The following is a 15,688-nucleotide window of genomic DNA, read 5'->3' as shown; positions in this document are numbered from 1 at the left end:
GCAAGGCAGCCGAACATCAGGCAGACGAGCGCCACCGCGACGAGCCACTCGAAATCGGCGCAGAGCACCTGCTCGAGGCCGCGCGGCTGGCCCGCGACGTCGAAGGCGCAGAACCACTTGACGTGAGCCTGCGCTTCCGTGGCGAGGAGGGCCGTCGGCAGGGCGAAGCCGGTTGCGAGGAAGGTCGGACGGAGGTTCATTTTGAACTGACCCATCGGGGCCTCGGAGCAGGAAGTAAGCAATCCTTACCGAGACATTTAGGTACAGTTGCGAACGAGAGACCAACGGTTTGTTAACGGATCTTACCGGAAGGTTAACGCTGTGGGTTGCGGGCAGAAGCGTTAAAATCGAGGCCGCACCGCCACCGATGCTGGACCGCCGCAGCCTTCGCGCAGCCGACGGCAGGGTCGATGCCGACCCGAGCAATCCGCGGGACCGGACGCACCTTCGCTTAAGGATCGGCCGCTAGCATCATCTGAAGCTGCGGCCTCCCGCCGGCAGCCCGGGACGGGGCGGATGACCGCCCGTCCCGTCATCGGGCACCGCGCATGGACGACCGAGCATGACCGCACTGATCAGTTTGGCGTGCCTCGTCCTCGGCGTGCTGCTCTCCGGGCTCGCGCCGCGCGCGGCTCACCGCATGGCGGCCTTCGAGACCTGCGGCGGCCTCCTTCTGGTGGCCGGCTTCGCCGCGCTGGGCGCCGGACTGCCGCTCTTCCGCTGACCGATCGACCAGGGATCTTCCGAATCGGCTCAGGCTGCCGGCTTCCCGCAGCGGGGCGCGGGCTCGGCGTGCGATCAGCGGGCGGCGCTGGGGCGCGGCGCGATCGGCGGCAGTTCCGCCATGGCCGGCACGGTGCCGGATTTCGTCGAGAGGGTCCGCAGGAAGGCGAGGAGGTCGGCCTTCTCACGCGCGCTGAGGCCGAGCGGGCGGATGTCGGGGGAACGGCTCGGACGCTCGATCCCGCCGCGATCGTAGAGGTCGACCACCGCCTCGAGGGTCGGGAGGGAACCGTCATGCATGTAGGGCGCGCGCTCCGCCACCGAGCGCAGGCCCGGGGTCTTGAAGGCGTAGAGCAGGGCCGGCGAATTCGGGAAGAAGCGGCCGCGGCCGATATCCGCACCCTTCGCGGTGCCGATGTCGTGGAACGAGCCGTCCGTGAAGGACCAGCCGCTGTGGCAGGCGGCGCAGCGCGCCTTCCCGTTGAAGAGGTCGAAGCCGCGCTTGGCCGCCGTGTCGATGGCAGTCTCGTCACCGGCGATCCAGCGGTCGAACGGCGTCGGTCCGGAGACGATGAGACGCTCGAAGGTCGCGAGCGCGTCCTCGACCCGGTCCTTGGTGATTTCCGGGTCGGCAAAGGCGTCGGCGAACGCCTTCGCGTAGCTCGCATCCGCGGTGAGGCGCCGCAACGCCTCGACCGTGGAGAGGTTCATATTGCCGGCCGCGGTAATCGGCAGGAAGGCGACGGTCTCGAGGTCGCGGAACTTGCCGTCCCAGCCGAGGCGCTCCTGCCATGCGAGGTTGAGGAGGGTCGGCGTGCGCAGGTCCATGACGCCGTCGTGCCGGGACAGGGCACGCGCACGGCCGTCGGCCCAGCCGAGATCCGGCACGTGGCAGCTGACGCAGGCCCGGCTGTAATCGCCCGACAGGATCGGGTCGAAGAACAGCCTGCGGCCGAGCTCCGCCTTGGCCGGCGTGTAGGGATTGTCGTCCGGGAACGGGATCTCGGCCGGTACGCGGTAGGCTTGGCGCGACACGGCACGATCGGCCTCCGGCCCGACCGCGGCCGTGCCTGCCATCCCGAACAGCACTAGGAGCAGCGCGATTGCGCCGCCGACCTTCCACGCCATCACCGACCTCTCCCGTCCCGTCTACGACGGCAGACCTTGCGGATCGGTGAATTCTTCGTTGCGGAATCGCCGGATCCCTCGGGGTTTCACGCCTGATCGAGGGCCGCGCGGGTCAGCCCGTCCGCGCCGATATCGTCGCACCCGTTCATGCCGAGCGCCTCGATCAGCCGCACGCGCGCACGGCTGACCCGGCTCTTGACCGTGCCGACCGCAACCCCGCAGATCTCGGCCGCCTCCTCGTAGGTGAAGTTCTGGGCGCCGACGAGCACCAGCGCCTCGCGCTGGCTGTAGGGCAGCAGATTGAGCGCGTCCTGGAATTCCCGCATCTCGACGCGGATTTCCTGTTCGGGCAGCGAGGTGAGCCGGCCGGCCAGCACCCCGTCGGCATCTTCGACCTCGCGCTTGCGCTTGCGCTGCTCGGAGTAGAACAGGTTGCGCAGGATCGTGAAGAGCCAAGCGTAGAGGTTGGTGCCGCGCCGGAAGCTGTCGGCCTTGGTCCAGGCGCGCACGAGGGTGTCCTGCACGAGGTCGTCGCTGCGATCGAGGTCGTAGGTCAGCGAGAAGGCGAAGGCGCGAAGCGCCGGGATGGCGCCGAGGAGCAGGTCGCGCATCTCGGCATCGGCGCCGCTCGGCGTTCCCAGGGGTGCGGTTGTCTGCATCATCACGAGGACTCCTCGATGATCTGCCGGGCAGCGAGATCGGCGAGCAGGGTCTCGAAGCGGGCGGGCAGGGGCTGCGCCAGCACGTCCGCATAGAGAACGCGCAAGCATTGGCCGATGCGCCGTCGCGCGGCCGGATCGAGCCGCGTCCGCGGCTGGGGCGGGGACGCAGGCCTAGGCTCGCCCGGACCGATCTCGTGCCTGTCATCGAATGCGCGCGTCATCACCACTCGGCAAAGGAGGGCTCGACGAATCCACTCGCGCCACGCCTTCGCAGGCAGGACGCCGGTCGCCGTGTGACACGGTGCTAACGATGAAGAATTTAACGAGTTCTGAAATCGTCATTCATCAGATTTTAATCCGATGAATGCAGCCAGCATCCCGTGATACACGAGACCAGCGAAGTCTTGGATGCCGCCAATAGCTTGACGGTTCCTTGCATGAGCCGCAAGACTTGAACCGCATGTGAACGACGCCGCAGTGGGCGCAGAGCCCAAGGCGCTCGAGCCGATGGCCCTCGTCCCGGGGCATGAGGGCCTCGCCGGACCACGACGGCGGCCCCGCGCCCTGTTCCTCGAACGGATCGACGTCGCGCCGGATCTCGCCGAGATCGCGCGGCGGACCGGTCTCAACATCGCCAAGCTCAATCGCGGATTTCGCGCGACCTACGGCATGACGCCCTACGCGTTCCTGCAGGAACGGCGCCTGCGGGTCCCCTGCCCCGCGCGAGCCGACCGGACGTCCCGGGGATCTCGTACCGCTCGCACCCGTGGTCGCCGGGGGCCTGGCCGGCATGGCGCAGCCCCTGGAGCGGGTCACGATCAACCCGCCGCATGACGCGAACGCCACGAACCGGGCGATCTTCGAGGAGCCGCCTTCGACGGCACGACCGGCGCGGTCCTGGCCAGGACCCAAGGAGCCGAAGCCGGGCGCCCGCATCTGAGCCGCGCTGGTCGGCCTGCGCGGCGAAGGCCTCGGTGCGGCTTAGGGGGCCTCCTCACCCGTCGCCGGTCCTGCACGCCGCGGACGCGGCGAAGCGGATGAGCGCCGCACGACATCCGTCGGCAACCGTCGCACGCCGTCCATGGCTCGCCTCAGCCAAGGACTGGACGCACGCAGCCGGGGGGCGTCCTATGCGCGTCCGGAACCGCGATCACGCCAGAATCAGATCGAGGGAGGAAACAGGATGCTGCGATGCCTGGCGGCTTTGGCCGCCCTTGTCCTCGCGGGCTCGGCCATGGCCGAGGAGCCGCTGCGCTTCGAGGTCGACCCGACCTGGCCGAAGCGCCTGCCGAACGACTGGATCCTGGGGCAGGCGGCCGGCGTCGCGGTCGACGCGCAGGACCGGGTCTGGGTGATCCAGCGCCCCCGCACGCTGACCGACGACGAGAAGGCCGCGAGCCTCGACCCGCCGCGCACGAAGTGCTGCAAGCCCGCGCCCCCGGTCCTCGTCTTCGACCAGGCCGGGGCGCTGGTGGCATCCTGGGGCGGGCCGGGAGCGGGCTACGACTGGCCGCAGAACGAGCACGGCATCCACATCGACCACAAGGGCTTCGTCTGGCTCGCCGGCAACGGCGACGCGGACGGGCAGGTCCTGAAGTTCACGCCGGAGGGCCGCTTCGTCCTGCAGATCGGCAAGCCCGGGGCACAGACGAACAGCCTCGACACCGCGCGCCTCGGCAAGCCTGCCGCCATGCAGGTCGACCCCGAAACGAACGAGCTCTACGTCGCCGACGGCTACTTCAATCACCGGGTGATCGTGTTCGACGCCGAGACCGGCGCGTTCCGGCGGATGTGGGGCGCCTACGGCCGGCCGCCGACCGACGACGCGTTGCCGCCCTACGATCCGGCCGCCGCGCCGGCGCAGCAGTTCCGCAACCCGGTCCACTGCATCCAGATCGCCCGCGACGGCCTCGTCTACGTCTGCGACCGCGCCAACGACCGGGTCCAGGTCTTCCGCAAGGACGGGACCTTTGTGAAGGAGTTCTTCGTCGAGAAGAACACCCGGGCGAACGGCTCGGTCTGGGAGCTGGCGCTCTGGCCGGACGCGGGCGAGACCTACCTGCTCAACGCGGACGGGGCCAACAACGAGGTGCGCACGCTCCGGCGCGACACCGGCGAGGTGGTGGGGGCCTTCGGCCGCAACGGGCGCATGGCGGGCGAGTTCCACTGGGTGCACAACCTCGCGGTCGATTCGCGGGGCAATGTCTTCACCACCGAGGTCGACACCGGCAAGCGGGCGCAGAAGTTCCTGTTCCGGGGCGACATGGTGCTGCGCAAGCGCGCGGCCGTGCCGGAGGAGGCGCGATGATCGCCGAGGCCGATCCCGCCGCGGGCGCCGGATGCCCCTGCTGCCTGCCGCGCCGGAGCTTCCTGCGGGGCCTGGCAGGGGCGAGCGCGGTGGCCGCGCGCCCGGCCGCCGCCGCGGCGGGGCCGTCGGCGGACCGCCCCCGCGGCACCGGCCTCGTGATCGATTGCCACGGGCACTACACCACGGAGCCGCCCGCCATGCTGGCCTGGCGCAAGCGCCAGATCGACGCCATCAACGATCCCGCCCAGTCGCCCGCCCCCTCCGACCTGACGGTCAGCGACGACGAGGTGCGGGCGAGCGTGAGCGCGCGCCAGCTCAAGCTCCAGGCCGAGCGCGGGATCTCGCTCGCCCTGTTCTCGCCGCGGGCGGGCGGGATGGGGCATCATCTCGGCAACGCCCGCACCAGCCTCGACTGGTCGATCGTCTCGAACGACATGATCCACCGCGTCGCGAGCCTGATGCCGCGCAATTTCGTCGGCGTCTGCCAGCTGCCGCAGACGCCGGGCGTGTCGCCGCGCAACTGCACGGCTGAGCTCGAGCGCTGCGTCACGCAGCTCGGCTTCGTCGGCTGCAACGTCAACCCGGACCCGTCGGGCGGCTTCTGGACCGACCCGCCCTTGTCCGACCGGCACTGGTATCCCCTGTGGGAGAAGATGGTCGAACTCGACGTGCCCGGCATGATCCACGTCAGCGCTTCGGCCAACCGCAACTTCCACGCGACGGGCGCGCATTACCTCAACGGCGACACCACCGCCTTCATGCAGTTCGTCACCTCCGACCTGTTCAAGGACTTCCCGACCCTGCGCCTGATCCTCCCGCACGGCGGCGGCGCGGTGCCCTACCATTGGGGGCGCTATCGCGGGCTGGCGCAGGATCTGAAGCGTCCGCCCCTGTCGGAGCTGATGCGCAACGTCTACTTCGACACCTGTGTCTACCATCAGGCCGGCATCGACCTGCTGCTCAAGGTCGTTCCGGCCGACAACGTGCTGTTCGCCTCCGAGATGGTGGGGGCGGTCAACGGGATCGATCCCGAGACCGGCCACGCCTACGACGACACCAAGCGCTACATCGAGGCCGCGGCGATCTCGGATGAGGACCGGGCGAAGCTCTACGCCGGCACCGCCCGCCGGGTCTATCCGCGACTCGCCGCCCATCTCAGCGCAGCAGGGTTGATGCCCTAGGCGCGACCGCGCTCAGCTCGTTCCGTCGTGCGTAGGCGAGGCCGGCGAGGAGGATCATGAGAACGAAGGCCGGCACCGGCATCAGGAGCGGATCGCCCGCACGCAGGTGGCTGGCGACGGCGCCCGCCATGATGGCGGCGAGCAGGAGCGCGCCATGCGCGACGTAGCCGCGGACCCAGAGCAGGACCGCGCCGACGAGCTGCGCCGCGCCGACCGCGTACATGAACCCGAGCGGGTATCCGAAGCGGGCGAAGCCCGAGACCTCGAACGCGACCGCCGCGAACTTCATGCCCGCGGCCACGAGGAAGAAGGCGGTGAGCAGGCCGCGCAGCACCCTGCCGCCGATCTGCCATCCCATGCGCGTGCTCGTCATCGGTCTCGTCCCCTTGCTGCCGCGGCCGTGGCGCGGCCAGCGTCGCGCAGCCTTCTAGGGGAGGAGGATCTCATGCGGATTGCGTCGTCTGTTTCGTCGGCTTCGGCCGCTCGTCACCGCCCCGCCTGAGGCGCCGCCCCGCCGATCATCATCGCCGTCCCGGATTCCCCGCACGCCGTCGGCGAGACCGCCCTCCGCGCGAGCGCCTGCGCGCCGGGTTGATCGTGGCCGAACGGTCCGGCTTCGCTCCAGACCGCCGCGACGCGCGCACGGTGCCTGATCGTGCATTGCCGAGGTCCCTGCCCGGACTGCTCGGATCCATCGATGCGCAGGTTCTGCGACCGGGCGAGGTCGCCGGTCCCGTCTCATGCGCGGCCGGGAGGCGGCCGCGAACCCATCTCCATCCTGACCGCCGCCGCGCGGCGGGAGGCGACCCGTACGGTGGCGGCCGACGCGCTCGACCTGCTCCTCGCCCGAAGGGCGTCGCTCGAAGGGCCGGCCGCCCACCGGCGAGCGCGCCTGCGATCCACGAAGGGCAAATTCCTGAAACTTAATTGGTGGTGCCGGGCCGGTTTGTAAAAAATCCATGAACGTGCTAATAGCTAGAAATCGATCTTTGGCCGGATATCGGTTGCATTGCCCCGCTTGGGTGCACGCTCTGCATTTCTCCCTTATTTCGACGACGAGCGATCGAGCGCGTTCTTGCATGCGCTTGGCATATCCTTTTGCCTACTAAGCTACGGAAACATCTATGCCTACCGGAACTGTGAAGTGGTTCAACGAAACCAAGGGCTTCGGCTTCATCCAGCCTGATAACGGCGGCCCAGACGCCTTCGTGCATATCTCGGCTGTCGAGCGCGCCGGCATGCGAAACCTCGTCGAAGGCCAGAAGGTCTCCTACGAGCTGGAGACCGACAAGCGTAGCGGGAAGCAGTCTGCGGCAAACCTGCAATCCGCCTGAAGACCACCCGACATCTGCGATTTACCGAAGCCGCTCCGTCAGGGGCGGCTTCGCTGTTCAGGGCCCTCGGCAGGCAATCGTAGGCCACGCATCTCGATGGATGTCGGCTGACAGACCGCGAGGCGCGTGATCCATATCGCCGAGATCTGGATTGCATGAAGGAGAAGATTGATGGCTGAATTTGCGGGATACATTCCAGGCGCCCTTGAGCCCCTCGCGGATCGTAAGAAGCGCTGGGCTCAAGAGAGTTCAGATGCCTGGGCCAACCATGACGAAGCCCTTCAGGCGCGGGATGAAAAGACCGCACGCTTGAAGGTTCTACGCCTCGCGAAGGAGGCCGCTGAAATCGAAGTTGCCGCTCAGGCTGCCTTGGTGCCGAAGCGGAAGCGGAAGCTCAATCCGGTCTGAGCCCCAACGCGCAAACGAGCGATGGCCAGCCGTCACAGCGCAGCATCGAGAGCGGGCCGTCGCTGGATTTGGGAGATCCAACTCCCACTGGCCTCTTGAAATAGGCGAAAGACCTGTCGCCAGCTCGTCGAACCAGGGGCTTGTGCGTTTGCAAGCAAATCGGTTCGCAAGACGCGCGAGACAACGCTTGTCAGCGTCTTCGTCAGACGCTGTAAACGTTCTGGCAATGTGTCGATTGGGAGCTGAGGCTCACAACACCGTCAGTGGCCACCGATGAGTTTTCGCGCAAATCCATTTCGCGTCGATCTCTCAGCAGCACGTTCGTTCAAAGTATCGTCCTTGGATGACGTCATCGGCATCGCGTGAGGCGACCGCGCGCGGGTGCAAGACAAACAACCGACAACGATAGATTTATCGACCGAATTCGCCTTCCGGCAATCCACCCACGAGAGGGCTGGATGCTTTCGCGTCCCCGAGGTTGATTTGCATACGACGGCCGTGAGAAACGATCACCAAGAATTACGCACACAAACCACTCATCCTTCGAACCTTGTGCCCGGTCGGGCGTGTGGCGAGTGCGCCGTATGCTGCAAATCACTTGAAATCGATTGGCCGGATTTCAAGAAAGATGCCGATGTTTTGTGTCGACATAGCACGGGTTGCGGTTGCGACATTCACGATGTACGCCCTGCTGGCTGTCGAACATGGTTCTGCTTGTGGCGTAGGATTGGAGAATTGCCCGATGCGATGCGGCCCGACAGATGCGGTCTTCTGATCTCGATGGATCGAGTTGCGTTGCCATGCGATCCCTTTGAGCAAGTCTCGATCGTGATCCGCGCGATCGAAAATCCGGCAGCGCTACATAGCTCCCTCGCGAGAGCGGCGATCGATATGTTTGCTGGGGAAGGCTCCTTGCCGATACACGTTGTTTATGACGCGCGAAAGAAGCTTGTCTATCCCTCTCGTGAGATCGCCGATGCCGTGCAGCAGCCGACCTTCATCAAAAATCCCCATGTTCGTCGCGAAGTCCAAGCCTGGCGTATCCGGCTTGGCCTTCCGACATTGTGACGAGGTTTTACCCGAGATCGTTATCCCGCTCTTCGAGCCTTCTCAGGGGTAGACGGCCAAGCGTATGCCGTAGGACGGTTATGGGGCTGTCAGCCACCCCAAGTCCTTGCAGAAACGCAGCATATTAGACCGAAAATCAAAAAGTCTGGTGCCGGTGGAGAGGATCGAATTCTAAATTTTGAGGAATTAGTGAACAAAAGCAACGAGAAGCGCTAGGAAAATAAGAACATTTGTAACATTGGAACGCCGGCTTTTTGTAACCCGCAGATTCCCACCGGGACTTGGACTGCGGGTGCTACGCCACAGCGCTCCGATTGAGCGCCCTAGTCACCTCGAACTGCCCGATCACCCCATGTCGTCGAGGAACTCGGAGCCGGGACGCACGCCGGTGATCAGCAGGCGATCTCGCGCGCGCGTGCTCGCGACGTAGAGCAGGTGCCGCTCGGTCTCGTAGACCTCCTCTAGCTCAGCCTCGTCGCTGACCGTGTCGATGCGCTCCTGGAGCGGGAGCACGCCGTCATCGCAGGCGAGCACAGCCACAGCTTTGAACTCCAAACCCTTGGCCAAGTGCATTGTGCCGACGGTCACGCTTTCGCCCGCAGTGCTCGGCGCGTCCCCCGGCTCGACAGGCATGAGGCCGGCCGCCTGGGCGACGGCGCGGGCGCGATCGAGCTGAGCGCGGCTGCGAACGAATAGGCCAATCTCGTCAGGTGCGATGCCGTCCGCTCTGGCCGCAGCTAGGAAGCTCAGGATCTCCTCGCGCTCGGCAGCCTCGTCGGCGAGCTTCAGCACCTGCGGGCGCGGTCCGTCGAACACCGAGACGGTGCCCTTCCGCGCCTCCTCGCGCCCGTCCATGTCCTGGACGGCACCGGGGAGCAGGCGGTCGGCGGTCTCGCGAATCTGGTGCGAGGTGCGGTAGTTCACCTTGAGCGTGGTCGAGCGTCCGCGCACGTCGACGCCCAGCGCCTTCCACGAGAACGGCGGCTGGAAGATGCGCTGGCCGAGGTCGCCCGCGAAGAATAGGCGGTCGTCGCCTTCGGGCGCAAGGGCGCGCAGGAAGCGCAGCTCAGGCACTCCTAGGTCTTGCGCCTCGTCCACGACGACGTGTGTGAAGGGCCGCGACGCGGACGTGCCGTAATGCGCCGCGAGGTCACTGAACACGCCCGCCCAGGTCGCGAGACCCTGGGCGGCGAGGCGGGCGCGGGCCAATGTGAAGATCGGCCAGAGGGAGGCGCGTTGCTTGGCACCGAGTCGGCTGCGGCGGCCGGGACGAGGCGTATCGGCATAGGCGGGCTCGTCGGCGACCTGCCACGCGTCGACCACGTGGCGGAACTCACTCACCAGGAACCGCTCGGACCACACGGCGGTCCCGCCCGCAGCCTCGACGAGGACCGCCCGGATCTGCGCCAGTGTGGCAACCCGGGGCCGGCGCGCGTGGACGAGTTGGTGCAGCTCGTCCGCCAGCCCATCCCAGGGCGCGACAGTGATCCGGCCATGCGCTCCCGGCTCGGCCGCGATGAGGATGCCAACCTTGCGCTGGAGCGCGTCGGCGAGCGGCTTCGAGAAGGTAGTGAGCAGCACCCTTGCCTGCGCGTCGGCGCGGGCGAGCCGCACGGCGCGGTGCACAGCCACGACGGTCTTGCCGGTGCCGGCTGAGCCAGCGACCCGTGCGGGGCCGCCATAGGTCTTCGTGATCACTCCGACCTGGGACGGGTGCAGGAAGACCGACCAACGCTCCCAAGGCGCGTCGAGCGCGGCCCGCAACGCATCGATGTCCTCAATCACGCGGAAGCGGCGCTGCGCGTCCGGGTGCGCGAAGGGGTCGGCCGCCGGCTCGACAGGCTTCGGAAGGCGCCCAGTGGCCGCGTATTCGAGAAGCGCCTCGGCAGCCTCGGCTGGCAGGTGCGCGGCGAGATCGAAGAAACGCGCCTCGGTGGCCGCGCGCACCGGCTCGATCCAGTCCTCGGGCACGCCGACGCCAAGTAGGTCGTCGGGCTGGAGCGCGTCAAACAGGGTGGGTTCTGCCTTAAGACTTTTGGGCTCGGCCTTCGCAAACAGGGCGGGCGCGGCTTCCTCGACGCGCTCTCGCGATTCGACGATCTGCACGGCGCCGGTGCGCGGATGAACCTCGATGCGCCGCCGCTCGGCCCAGGCATAGGCCTTGTCGTGGTGGTCGACATAGGCGAGCAGCAGGCTGCCGGTGGTGCGGTGAACGATGATGCGAATGTCCCGGTTGACGCGCACCGACCAGAAATTCGGGTCCCGTGCCGCCTCGATCCGGTGGAACTGTAGGCCCGGGCTCGAGGGATCGAGCTGCATGTCGAAGGCCGAGGTCTTCACCGCCTTCTGCTCCTGGGCGGGCAGGCGGGCGAGGGCGACGGTGAAGGTGTCGGCGATACGGAATTCCACCAGAGCTACTCCTTGCGACTCGGAATCCAGATCGCCGAAACGTCGTCGCCGTGCGGCACCGCCTGCCCTTTCAAAGCAGTGATGCCGACCCAAGCGCAGACGATCGCGTCGAGCATGTCCTCCCACGATTTCAGGTCGCGGGCCCTGTTTAAAAGGTTCGGTGACCCGAGAGCGGCCCGTGTGCCGGCGACCTCTTTGTCGAGCAGGTCGACGATCTTCTCCCAGGTCTCGAGAAGCGAGGCCCGTCTCTCTGCGGCGTCACGGCCGGGCCAATACTTCGCGGCCTTCTGCACCTTGTAGGGCAATCGCTTCTCCGCTCGCGCAAGCTCGACTAAGGCGGGATGCGGATAGACCTCGATCAGGGCGCGCTCGTGTAGACGTTGCGTCGCCAGAGGGTTAGCCGGCGCCTGCGAACGCGTCCTTGAGACGATCGGCAATCGCCCCCGGTCTCGCAGCGCTCGGCGTGTGCGTCGTGCACCAGCTCGCGCTGTAGGCCCGAGAAACCGCATCGTCTGACGTTCGTCGTCCTGTGATCAGCTCGTGGGATAGCGGGATGTCGACGGCGACGACGTCGATGGGGCATTCGCACCACGATCTTGCGGCTTGCAACAGCCGAGCAGGGTCAGGCAGCGAGCCTTTCACGCCAGCAGGCGCGGACTCGCTCGCTTCCGCCGGCGCCATGAACCGCTCGTAGGACGGCGCGACCGAGACGAGATGCCATTGGCCGCCCCGTTCGGCCGCCAAGGCAACGCCGCTCGGCCGGTCCGGCGTCCAGGCCGCATCGATACCGAGGACGGCCCTGTTCACCCGCTACACCCCATAGACCTTCATCACCTCGTCTCCGAAGTGGTTGATAACCTTCACGGCGATACGCCCCGTGCGCGGCCGTGGGAACGGTCGGCTGGTTACCCGGTAGAGCGTCGCCCAGGCATCCTCGTCGATCTCGGCCTTCAGCGCGGTCTTGAGCGACTTGTAGGGGTCGTTCGCGCCGAGGAAGTAGGCGTGGCGGACGAAGAAGCTCTCCTCGTCGTAGTCCGTGTCGACGAACCACGCGGCGATGCCCGAGGTGTCGTTGGAGCGCACGTCGCCGGTGTTGGGGTCGAACACGTCGATGCCCTTCACCTCCACCTCCAAGCGATCGCCGTCGAGGCGGCGGATCTCGATGTCGGGTTCGCCGAACACCACGAACAGGTTGCCCTTGCCCGTGGTCTTGAGATCGTCGGCCATGTGCAGGTCGGGATTCATCTTGGCCTGCAGGATCGGCAGCGGCCCAAGCTTGGTCAGCTCGCTCGCATGCGCGTCGTAGGCGAAGGCGCAGGCCACCAGCACGTCGAAGCGGGCCTCCGTGGCCTCGCGGGCGGCAGCGACGAGGTCGGGGCGCGACAGCGTGCCGAACTCAGGGCCTATGAGGATAGCGGCGCGGCGCGTGATTCCGGGATCATCCCCGCTTGCGCCCTCGACGAACCGCCCCTCGGCGCCGATGAAGCGGCCGGGCCAGGGTTGGAGCATGGTGAAGCGCACCCGGTCGGCCCGGTCGCGGCCCTGCACACCTGCGGCGGCGAGGTTCTCCAGCACCATCGCAGAAAAGTCATGCGTCGGCGCGCCAGCCCGCGATTGCGTCCAGCGCCCATCCGGCACCTCAAACTCCTCATCGAGGTCGAGGCTGTCCGAAGGAATGATGCGGTGGGGCGAGAGGCTCTCGACCGTGAACGGGCCAGTTACCCGGACTTTCGACGCGTCGGCGTAGGGCCGGTCGTAGAGCATCTCCACTTCGGCCGCCCGCGCGATCGAGGCGTCGATCTCGCGCTGGCGAGCGATCCTCGCCTCCCACCACGCGGCGTGGATCGAGACGGCGTCCGGGTAATGCTCGTCCAGCGCGTCCACCGGGCGCTCGGGTAATGTGTCGAGCGTGTAGTCCCAATCCCACTCGGCGTTCATCCGATCGACGGCGCGCTGCCGGACCTGCGACGGCTGCCGCGGGTCCTTTGCGCGGGCGTGCAGCGCCTGGAACTCCGCGTTCCAAGTGCGCTCGGCCTGGCGCGGGACCTGCCACTCCTCCCACTCTGTCTCGAGCAGCGTGTTTAGCTCCTCGCGCAAAGGCTCCAACGTCGCCTGCCACCGCTCCCAGATCACGTCGATCTCGGCGTTGTTGGCGATTGACTTGAGGGTGACGTGCGGCGCTCGCTCGTAGACGAAGCCCTGGCGGATGTCGCCGTAAGCCGCGCTCTGCGGTTGCGGGCGCCCCGAGACCGCCTGCTCCTTGGCCCGGCCTTCGGGGCTGTCGGCGAGCAGGTAATAGGGGTAGCGGGCCGACATCAGGCGCGTGCGGGTGAGCGCCAGGGCGACGCGGCTCGTGTCGATGGTGATCCAGCGCCGGCCCCACTGCTCGGCGACCGTGGCGGTGGTGCCTGAGCCGCAGGTAGGGTCCAGGACGAGGTCGCCAGGATCGGTTGCCATTAGAATACAGCGTTCGACCACCTTGGTCGAAGTTTCAACGACATACCGCTTGTCGGATGAAAATCCAGCAACCGACGTGTCTGACCAGAAATCTGAAATTGGATAAGCGGCAAAATCATCAATAAATCTAACATATCGCAACGTATTCCCGGCAGGTATTAGCCTGTCTGATTTTTGAAGTCGCTGCATTCCTTTCTGGTTTGTCTTCCAACGCCCCTTCTCGGACGGAAGAAATTTACGTACCGCAACTTCCACTGGAAATCAACTTGCCGCACCTTCGCCTTTTTCACGTCCAATACTTTGGCTTGTAAGATTATCACGTGTCAATACTCGGCCTTGGATGCTACCTGGATTTTGTTTCTCCTCAGCAGACAGAGGCCGGCGTGAGCCGTCATTCTCTTGCAAAAACCCGTATCCCGAGGCGCCCGCAGCCCCTACGGCTTTCAACTTATATATCGAGCGAAATTTTGCGGCAGGTTTATTCTTCGCATACAGAATAACGTAATCGAAAGTTCCTCCCAAGAAATCCCTTGTCGAACCAGATGTTTTTGTGAAAGCAATAAGCGCGAGATAATTTCCTGAGCCGAATACCTCATCCATCACTGCTCGCACGCGATGCACGTTCTCATCGCCGATCTGCACAAAGATCGACCCGCTTTCGGCTAACAGCTCTCGCGCTACGGTAAGCCGATCGCGCAGGTAGGTGAGATACGAGTGGATGCCATCCTTCCAGGTGTCGCGGAACGCTTTCACCTGCTCAGGCTCACGAGAGATGTCCGTCTGCTTGCCGTCCTTGACGTCACGTGATTGCGTCGAGACCTGCCAGTTGGAGTTGAATTTGATGCCGTAGGGTGGGTCGAAATAGATGCACTGCACCTGCCCCTTCAGCCCCTCGCGTTGCGCGAGCGAAGCCATGACTAGGAGCGAGTCGCCTAGGATCATTCGGTTCGACCAGTGCTGGTCGTGGGCGTAGAACTCGGTGCGCGCCTCCGGGTCGAGGCCGTTAAAATCGGAGAACAGGTCGGGCGCGTCATCCTCGGACGGGCGGCTATCGGCGTGGCGCAAGTCGTCGATGATCACCTTCGGGTGGATCTTCTCCTGGATGTAGAGGGGTGGCGCCTGGATGATGAGGTCGGACCAGTCCTGCTGGTCCTTGCCGCGCCAGACGAGTTGCGCGTCGCCGATCGCAGTCTCGCCGGTCTCCACGAGCGCCCGCACCTGTTCCGGGGTGAGCTTGATACGGGCGCCGTTCCAGACGATCTGCGGGTCGAGATCCGGGTCGCGCGGTCGCGTCTCGCCCTTCGGCAGCGGCCGGGCGCGGGGATAGGATTCGGGCGCGAAGCCGGTGATCACCTCCTCGGCCTCGGCGAAGCTCTGCAACTCGGCGGTGGGAATGTTCTTCCGCGCGGCCTCGTCGTGCGTGAGGGTCTCGACGGATTTGGCCGTGCTGCGGGCTGGTCCGCGCGCCATTACAGTGTGTCTCCCAGGATGTCAGTGATCGCGGCGGCGTAGAGGTTGGTCTCGGCGGCGAGCCACGCGATCAGCCGGGCGCGGTCGCCGGCCGCCGCGTAGCTCCCGTCGACGGTCTTCATGAGTAGGTAGGCGGCGCGCGGGTCGAACGGCACGCCGAGCCGCTGGGCCAGTGCGTCCTGGACCGGCTCCAGGCGTTCCGCGATTTCGGCAGTCACGGCCCCGCGCGGCCCGCGCACGCAGATCCCCGCGTAGCGCTCGGCGACAAAGCGCGACAGGACGAGGCCAGTGTCACCGACCAAGGCCCAGCGCTGGATGGCGCCGCTCGGCCTACCACGGGCCGCCTCGGCGGGGATCTCGGCGCAGTAGGCGGACCAGAAGGCGTGGCGCGCCTCGCCCGCGGGACCGCGCTCGCTCCCCTCCCGCGCCGCCTCCTGGAGGCGCTTCTCCCAGTCATTCGGCCGCTCCAGCATGTGATTAGGCGTGGAATAAGGACCCCGTTTTCGGGGTGATCGGCGTCCAAACGGGCCCCCCAGGACA

At 66.4% G+C, this 15,688-nt stretch carries 15 protein-coding genes and 2 pseudogenes; 7 read left to right on the top strand and 10 right to left on the bottom strand.

Annotation, left to right across the window (positions count from 1 at the left end):
* Window positions 1-215, bottom strand: a pseudogene (locus F6X51_RS26830) (hypothetical protein); the annotation flags it as partial.
* 347 nt (window positions 216-562) lie between these two features.
* Here F6X51_RS26830 and F6X51_RS28285 point away from each other — a divergent pair.
* Window positions 563-724: a hypothetical protein gene (locus F6X51_RS28285; RefSeq protein WP_191970298.1), complete on the top strand. Its 162-nt coding sequence runs from the start codon at window positions 563-565 to the stop codon at window positions 722-724.
* A 74-nt stretch (window positions 725-798) separates the two neighbouring features.
* On the opposite strand, the gene F6X51_RS26825 is transcribed toward F6X51_RS28285, so the two are convergent.
* The 3 genes from F6X51_RS26825 to F6X51_RS29155 form a co-directional block, all read right to left on the bottom strand.
* Entirely contained in the window at window positions 799-1,851 is a 1,053-nt protein-coding gene (locus F6X51_RS26825; protein ID WP_150967011.1) for a cytochrome-c peroxidase, read from the bottom strand.
* 86 nt (window positions 1,852-1,937) lie between these two features.
* Window positions 1,938-2,513, bottom strand: a complete 576-nt coding sequence (locus tag F6X51_RS26820) for a sigma-70 family RNA polymerase sigma factor (protein WP_210250350.1) — start codon at window positions 2,511-2,513, stop codon at window positions 1,938-1,940.
* Window positions 2,513-2,617 (bottom strand): NepR family anti-sigma factor, encoded by a 105-nt coding sequence (locus tag F6X51_RS29155; protein ID WP_246697020.1) that lies wholly within the window; start codon window positions 2,615-2,617, stop codon window positions 2,513-2,515. The genes F6X51_RS26820 and F6X51_RS29155 overlap by 1 nt, the downstream gene beginning before the upstream one ends.
* Before the next feature lie 686 nt (window positions 2,618-3,303).
* Here F6X51_RS29155 and F6X51_RS28275 point away from each other — a divergent pair.
* The 3 genes from F6X51_RS28275 (at window position 3,304) to F6X51_RS26810 (ending at window position 6,002) form a co-directional block, all read left to right on the top strand.
* A complete protein-coding gene (locus tag F6X51_RS28275; RefSeq protein WP_191970296.1) occupies window positions 3,304-3,453 on the top strand; it encodes a hypothetical protein in 150 nt (49 codons plus the stop codon).
* A 243-nt stretch (window positions 3,454-3,696) separates the two neighbouring features.
* Complete coding sequence (locus tag F6X51_RS26815) at window positions 3,697-4,821, top strand: NHL repeat-containing protein (RefSeq protein ID WP_150967009.1); 1,125 nt, start codon at window positions 3,697-3,699, stop codon at window positions 4,819-4,821.
* Window positions 4,818-6,002, top strand: a complete 1,185-nt coding sequence (locus F6X51_RS26810; protein ID WP_150967007.1) for an amidohydrolase family protein — start codon at window positions 4,818-4,820, stop codon at window positions 6,000-6,002. Before F6X51_RS26815 ends, F6X51_RS26810 begins: the two co-directional genes overlap by 4 nt.
* Here the strand turns inward: F6X51_RS26810 and F6X51_RS26805 are convergent.
* Window positions 5,977-6,375 (bottom strand): DoxX family protein, encoded by a 399-nt coding sequence (locus tag F6X51_RS26805; RefSeq protein WP_150967005.1) that lies wholly within the window; start codon window positions 6,373-6,375, stop codon window positions 5,977-5,979. The two genes, F6X51_RS26810 and F6X51_RS26805, sit on opposite strands and share 26 nt — an antisense overlap.
* A 751-nt stretch (window positions 6,376-7,126) precedes the next feature.
* Here F6X51_RS26805 and F6X51_RS26800 point away from each other — a divergent pair.
* The 3 genes from F6X51_RS26800 (at window position 7,127) to F6X51_RS26790 (ending at window position 8,812) form a co-directional block, all read left to right on the top strand.
* Window positions 7,127-7,336 (top strand): cold-shock protein, encoded by a 210-nt coding sequence (locus tag F6X51_RS26800; RefSeq protein ID WP_150967003.1) that lies wholly within the window; start codon window positions 7,127-7,129, stop codon window positions 7,334-7,336.
* A gap of 171 nt (window positions 7,337-7,507) precedes the next feature.
* Window positions 7,508-7,744: a hypothetical protein gene (locus F6X51_RS26795; protein ID WP_150967001.1), complete on the top strand. Its 237-nt coding sequence runs from the start codon at window positions 7,508-7,510 to the stop codon at window positions 7,742-7,744.
* Window positions 7,745-8,479: 735 nt separating this feature from the next.
* On the top strand, window positions 8,480-8,812 hold the full coding sequence (locus tag F6X51_RS26790; protein WP_150966999.1) for a hypothetical protein: 333 nt from the start codon (window positions 8,480-8,482) through the stop codon (window positions 8,810-8,812).
* Window positions 8,813-9,157: 345 nt separating this feature from the next.
* Here F6X51_RS26790 and F6X51_RS26785 read toward each other — a convergent pair whose 3' ends face one another.
* From F6X51_RS26785 to F6X51_RS26770, 5 genes and pseudogenes are all read right to left on the bottom strand, one after another.
* Window positions 9,158-11,221, bottom strand: a complete 2,064-nt coding sequence (locus F6X51_RS26785; RefSeq protein ID WP_150966997.1) for a 3'-5' exonuclease — start codon at window positions 11,219-11,221, stop codon at window positions 9,158-9,160.
* A gap of 5 nt (window positions 11,222-11,226) precedes the next feature.
* Window positions 11,227-11,730: a DUF429 domain-containing protein gene (locus F6X51_RS28810; RefSeq protein ID WP_246697019.1), complete on the bottom strand. Its 504-nt coding sequence runs from the start codon at window positions 11,728-11,730 to the stop codon at window positions 11,227-11,229.
* On the bottom strand, window positions 11,618-12,028 hold the full coding sequence (locus F6X51_RS28805; RefSeq protein WP_246697022.1) for a hypothetical protein: 411 nt from the start codon (window positions 12,026-12,028) through the stop codon (window positions 11,618-11,620). The genes F6X51_RS28810 and F6X51_RS28805 overlap by 113 nt, the downstream gene beginning before the upstream one ends.
* Window positions 12,029-12,031: 3 nt before the next feature.
* Window positions 12,032-15,148, bottom strand: a pseudogene (locus tag F6X51_RS29185) (site-specific DNA-methyltransferase).
* Entirely contained in the window at window positions 15,148-15,621 is a 474-nt protein-coding gene (locus F6X51_RS26770; protein WP_150966995.1) for a hypothetical protein, read from the bottom strand. Before F6X51_RS26770 ends, F6X51_RS29185 begins: the two are co-directional and overlap by 1 nt.
* Between the last annotated feature and the right edge of the window lie 67 nt (window positions 15,622-15,688).

The organism is Methylobacterium planeticum, assembly GCF_008806345.1.
In the GTDB taxonomy this organism is placed as follows: Bacteria; Pseudomonadota; Alphaproteobacteria; order Rhizobiales; family Beijerinckiaceae; genus Methylobacterium; species Methylobacterium planeticum.
The sequence above is the reverse complement of the archived record's forward strand: the minus strand, read 5'-3'. Positions and strand labels throughout refer to the sequence as shown.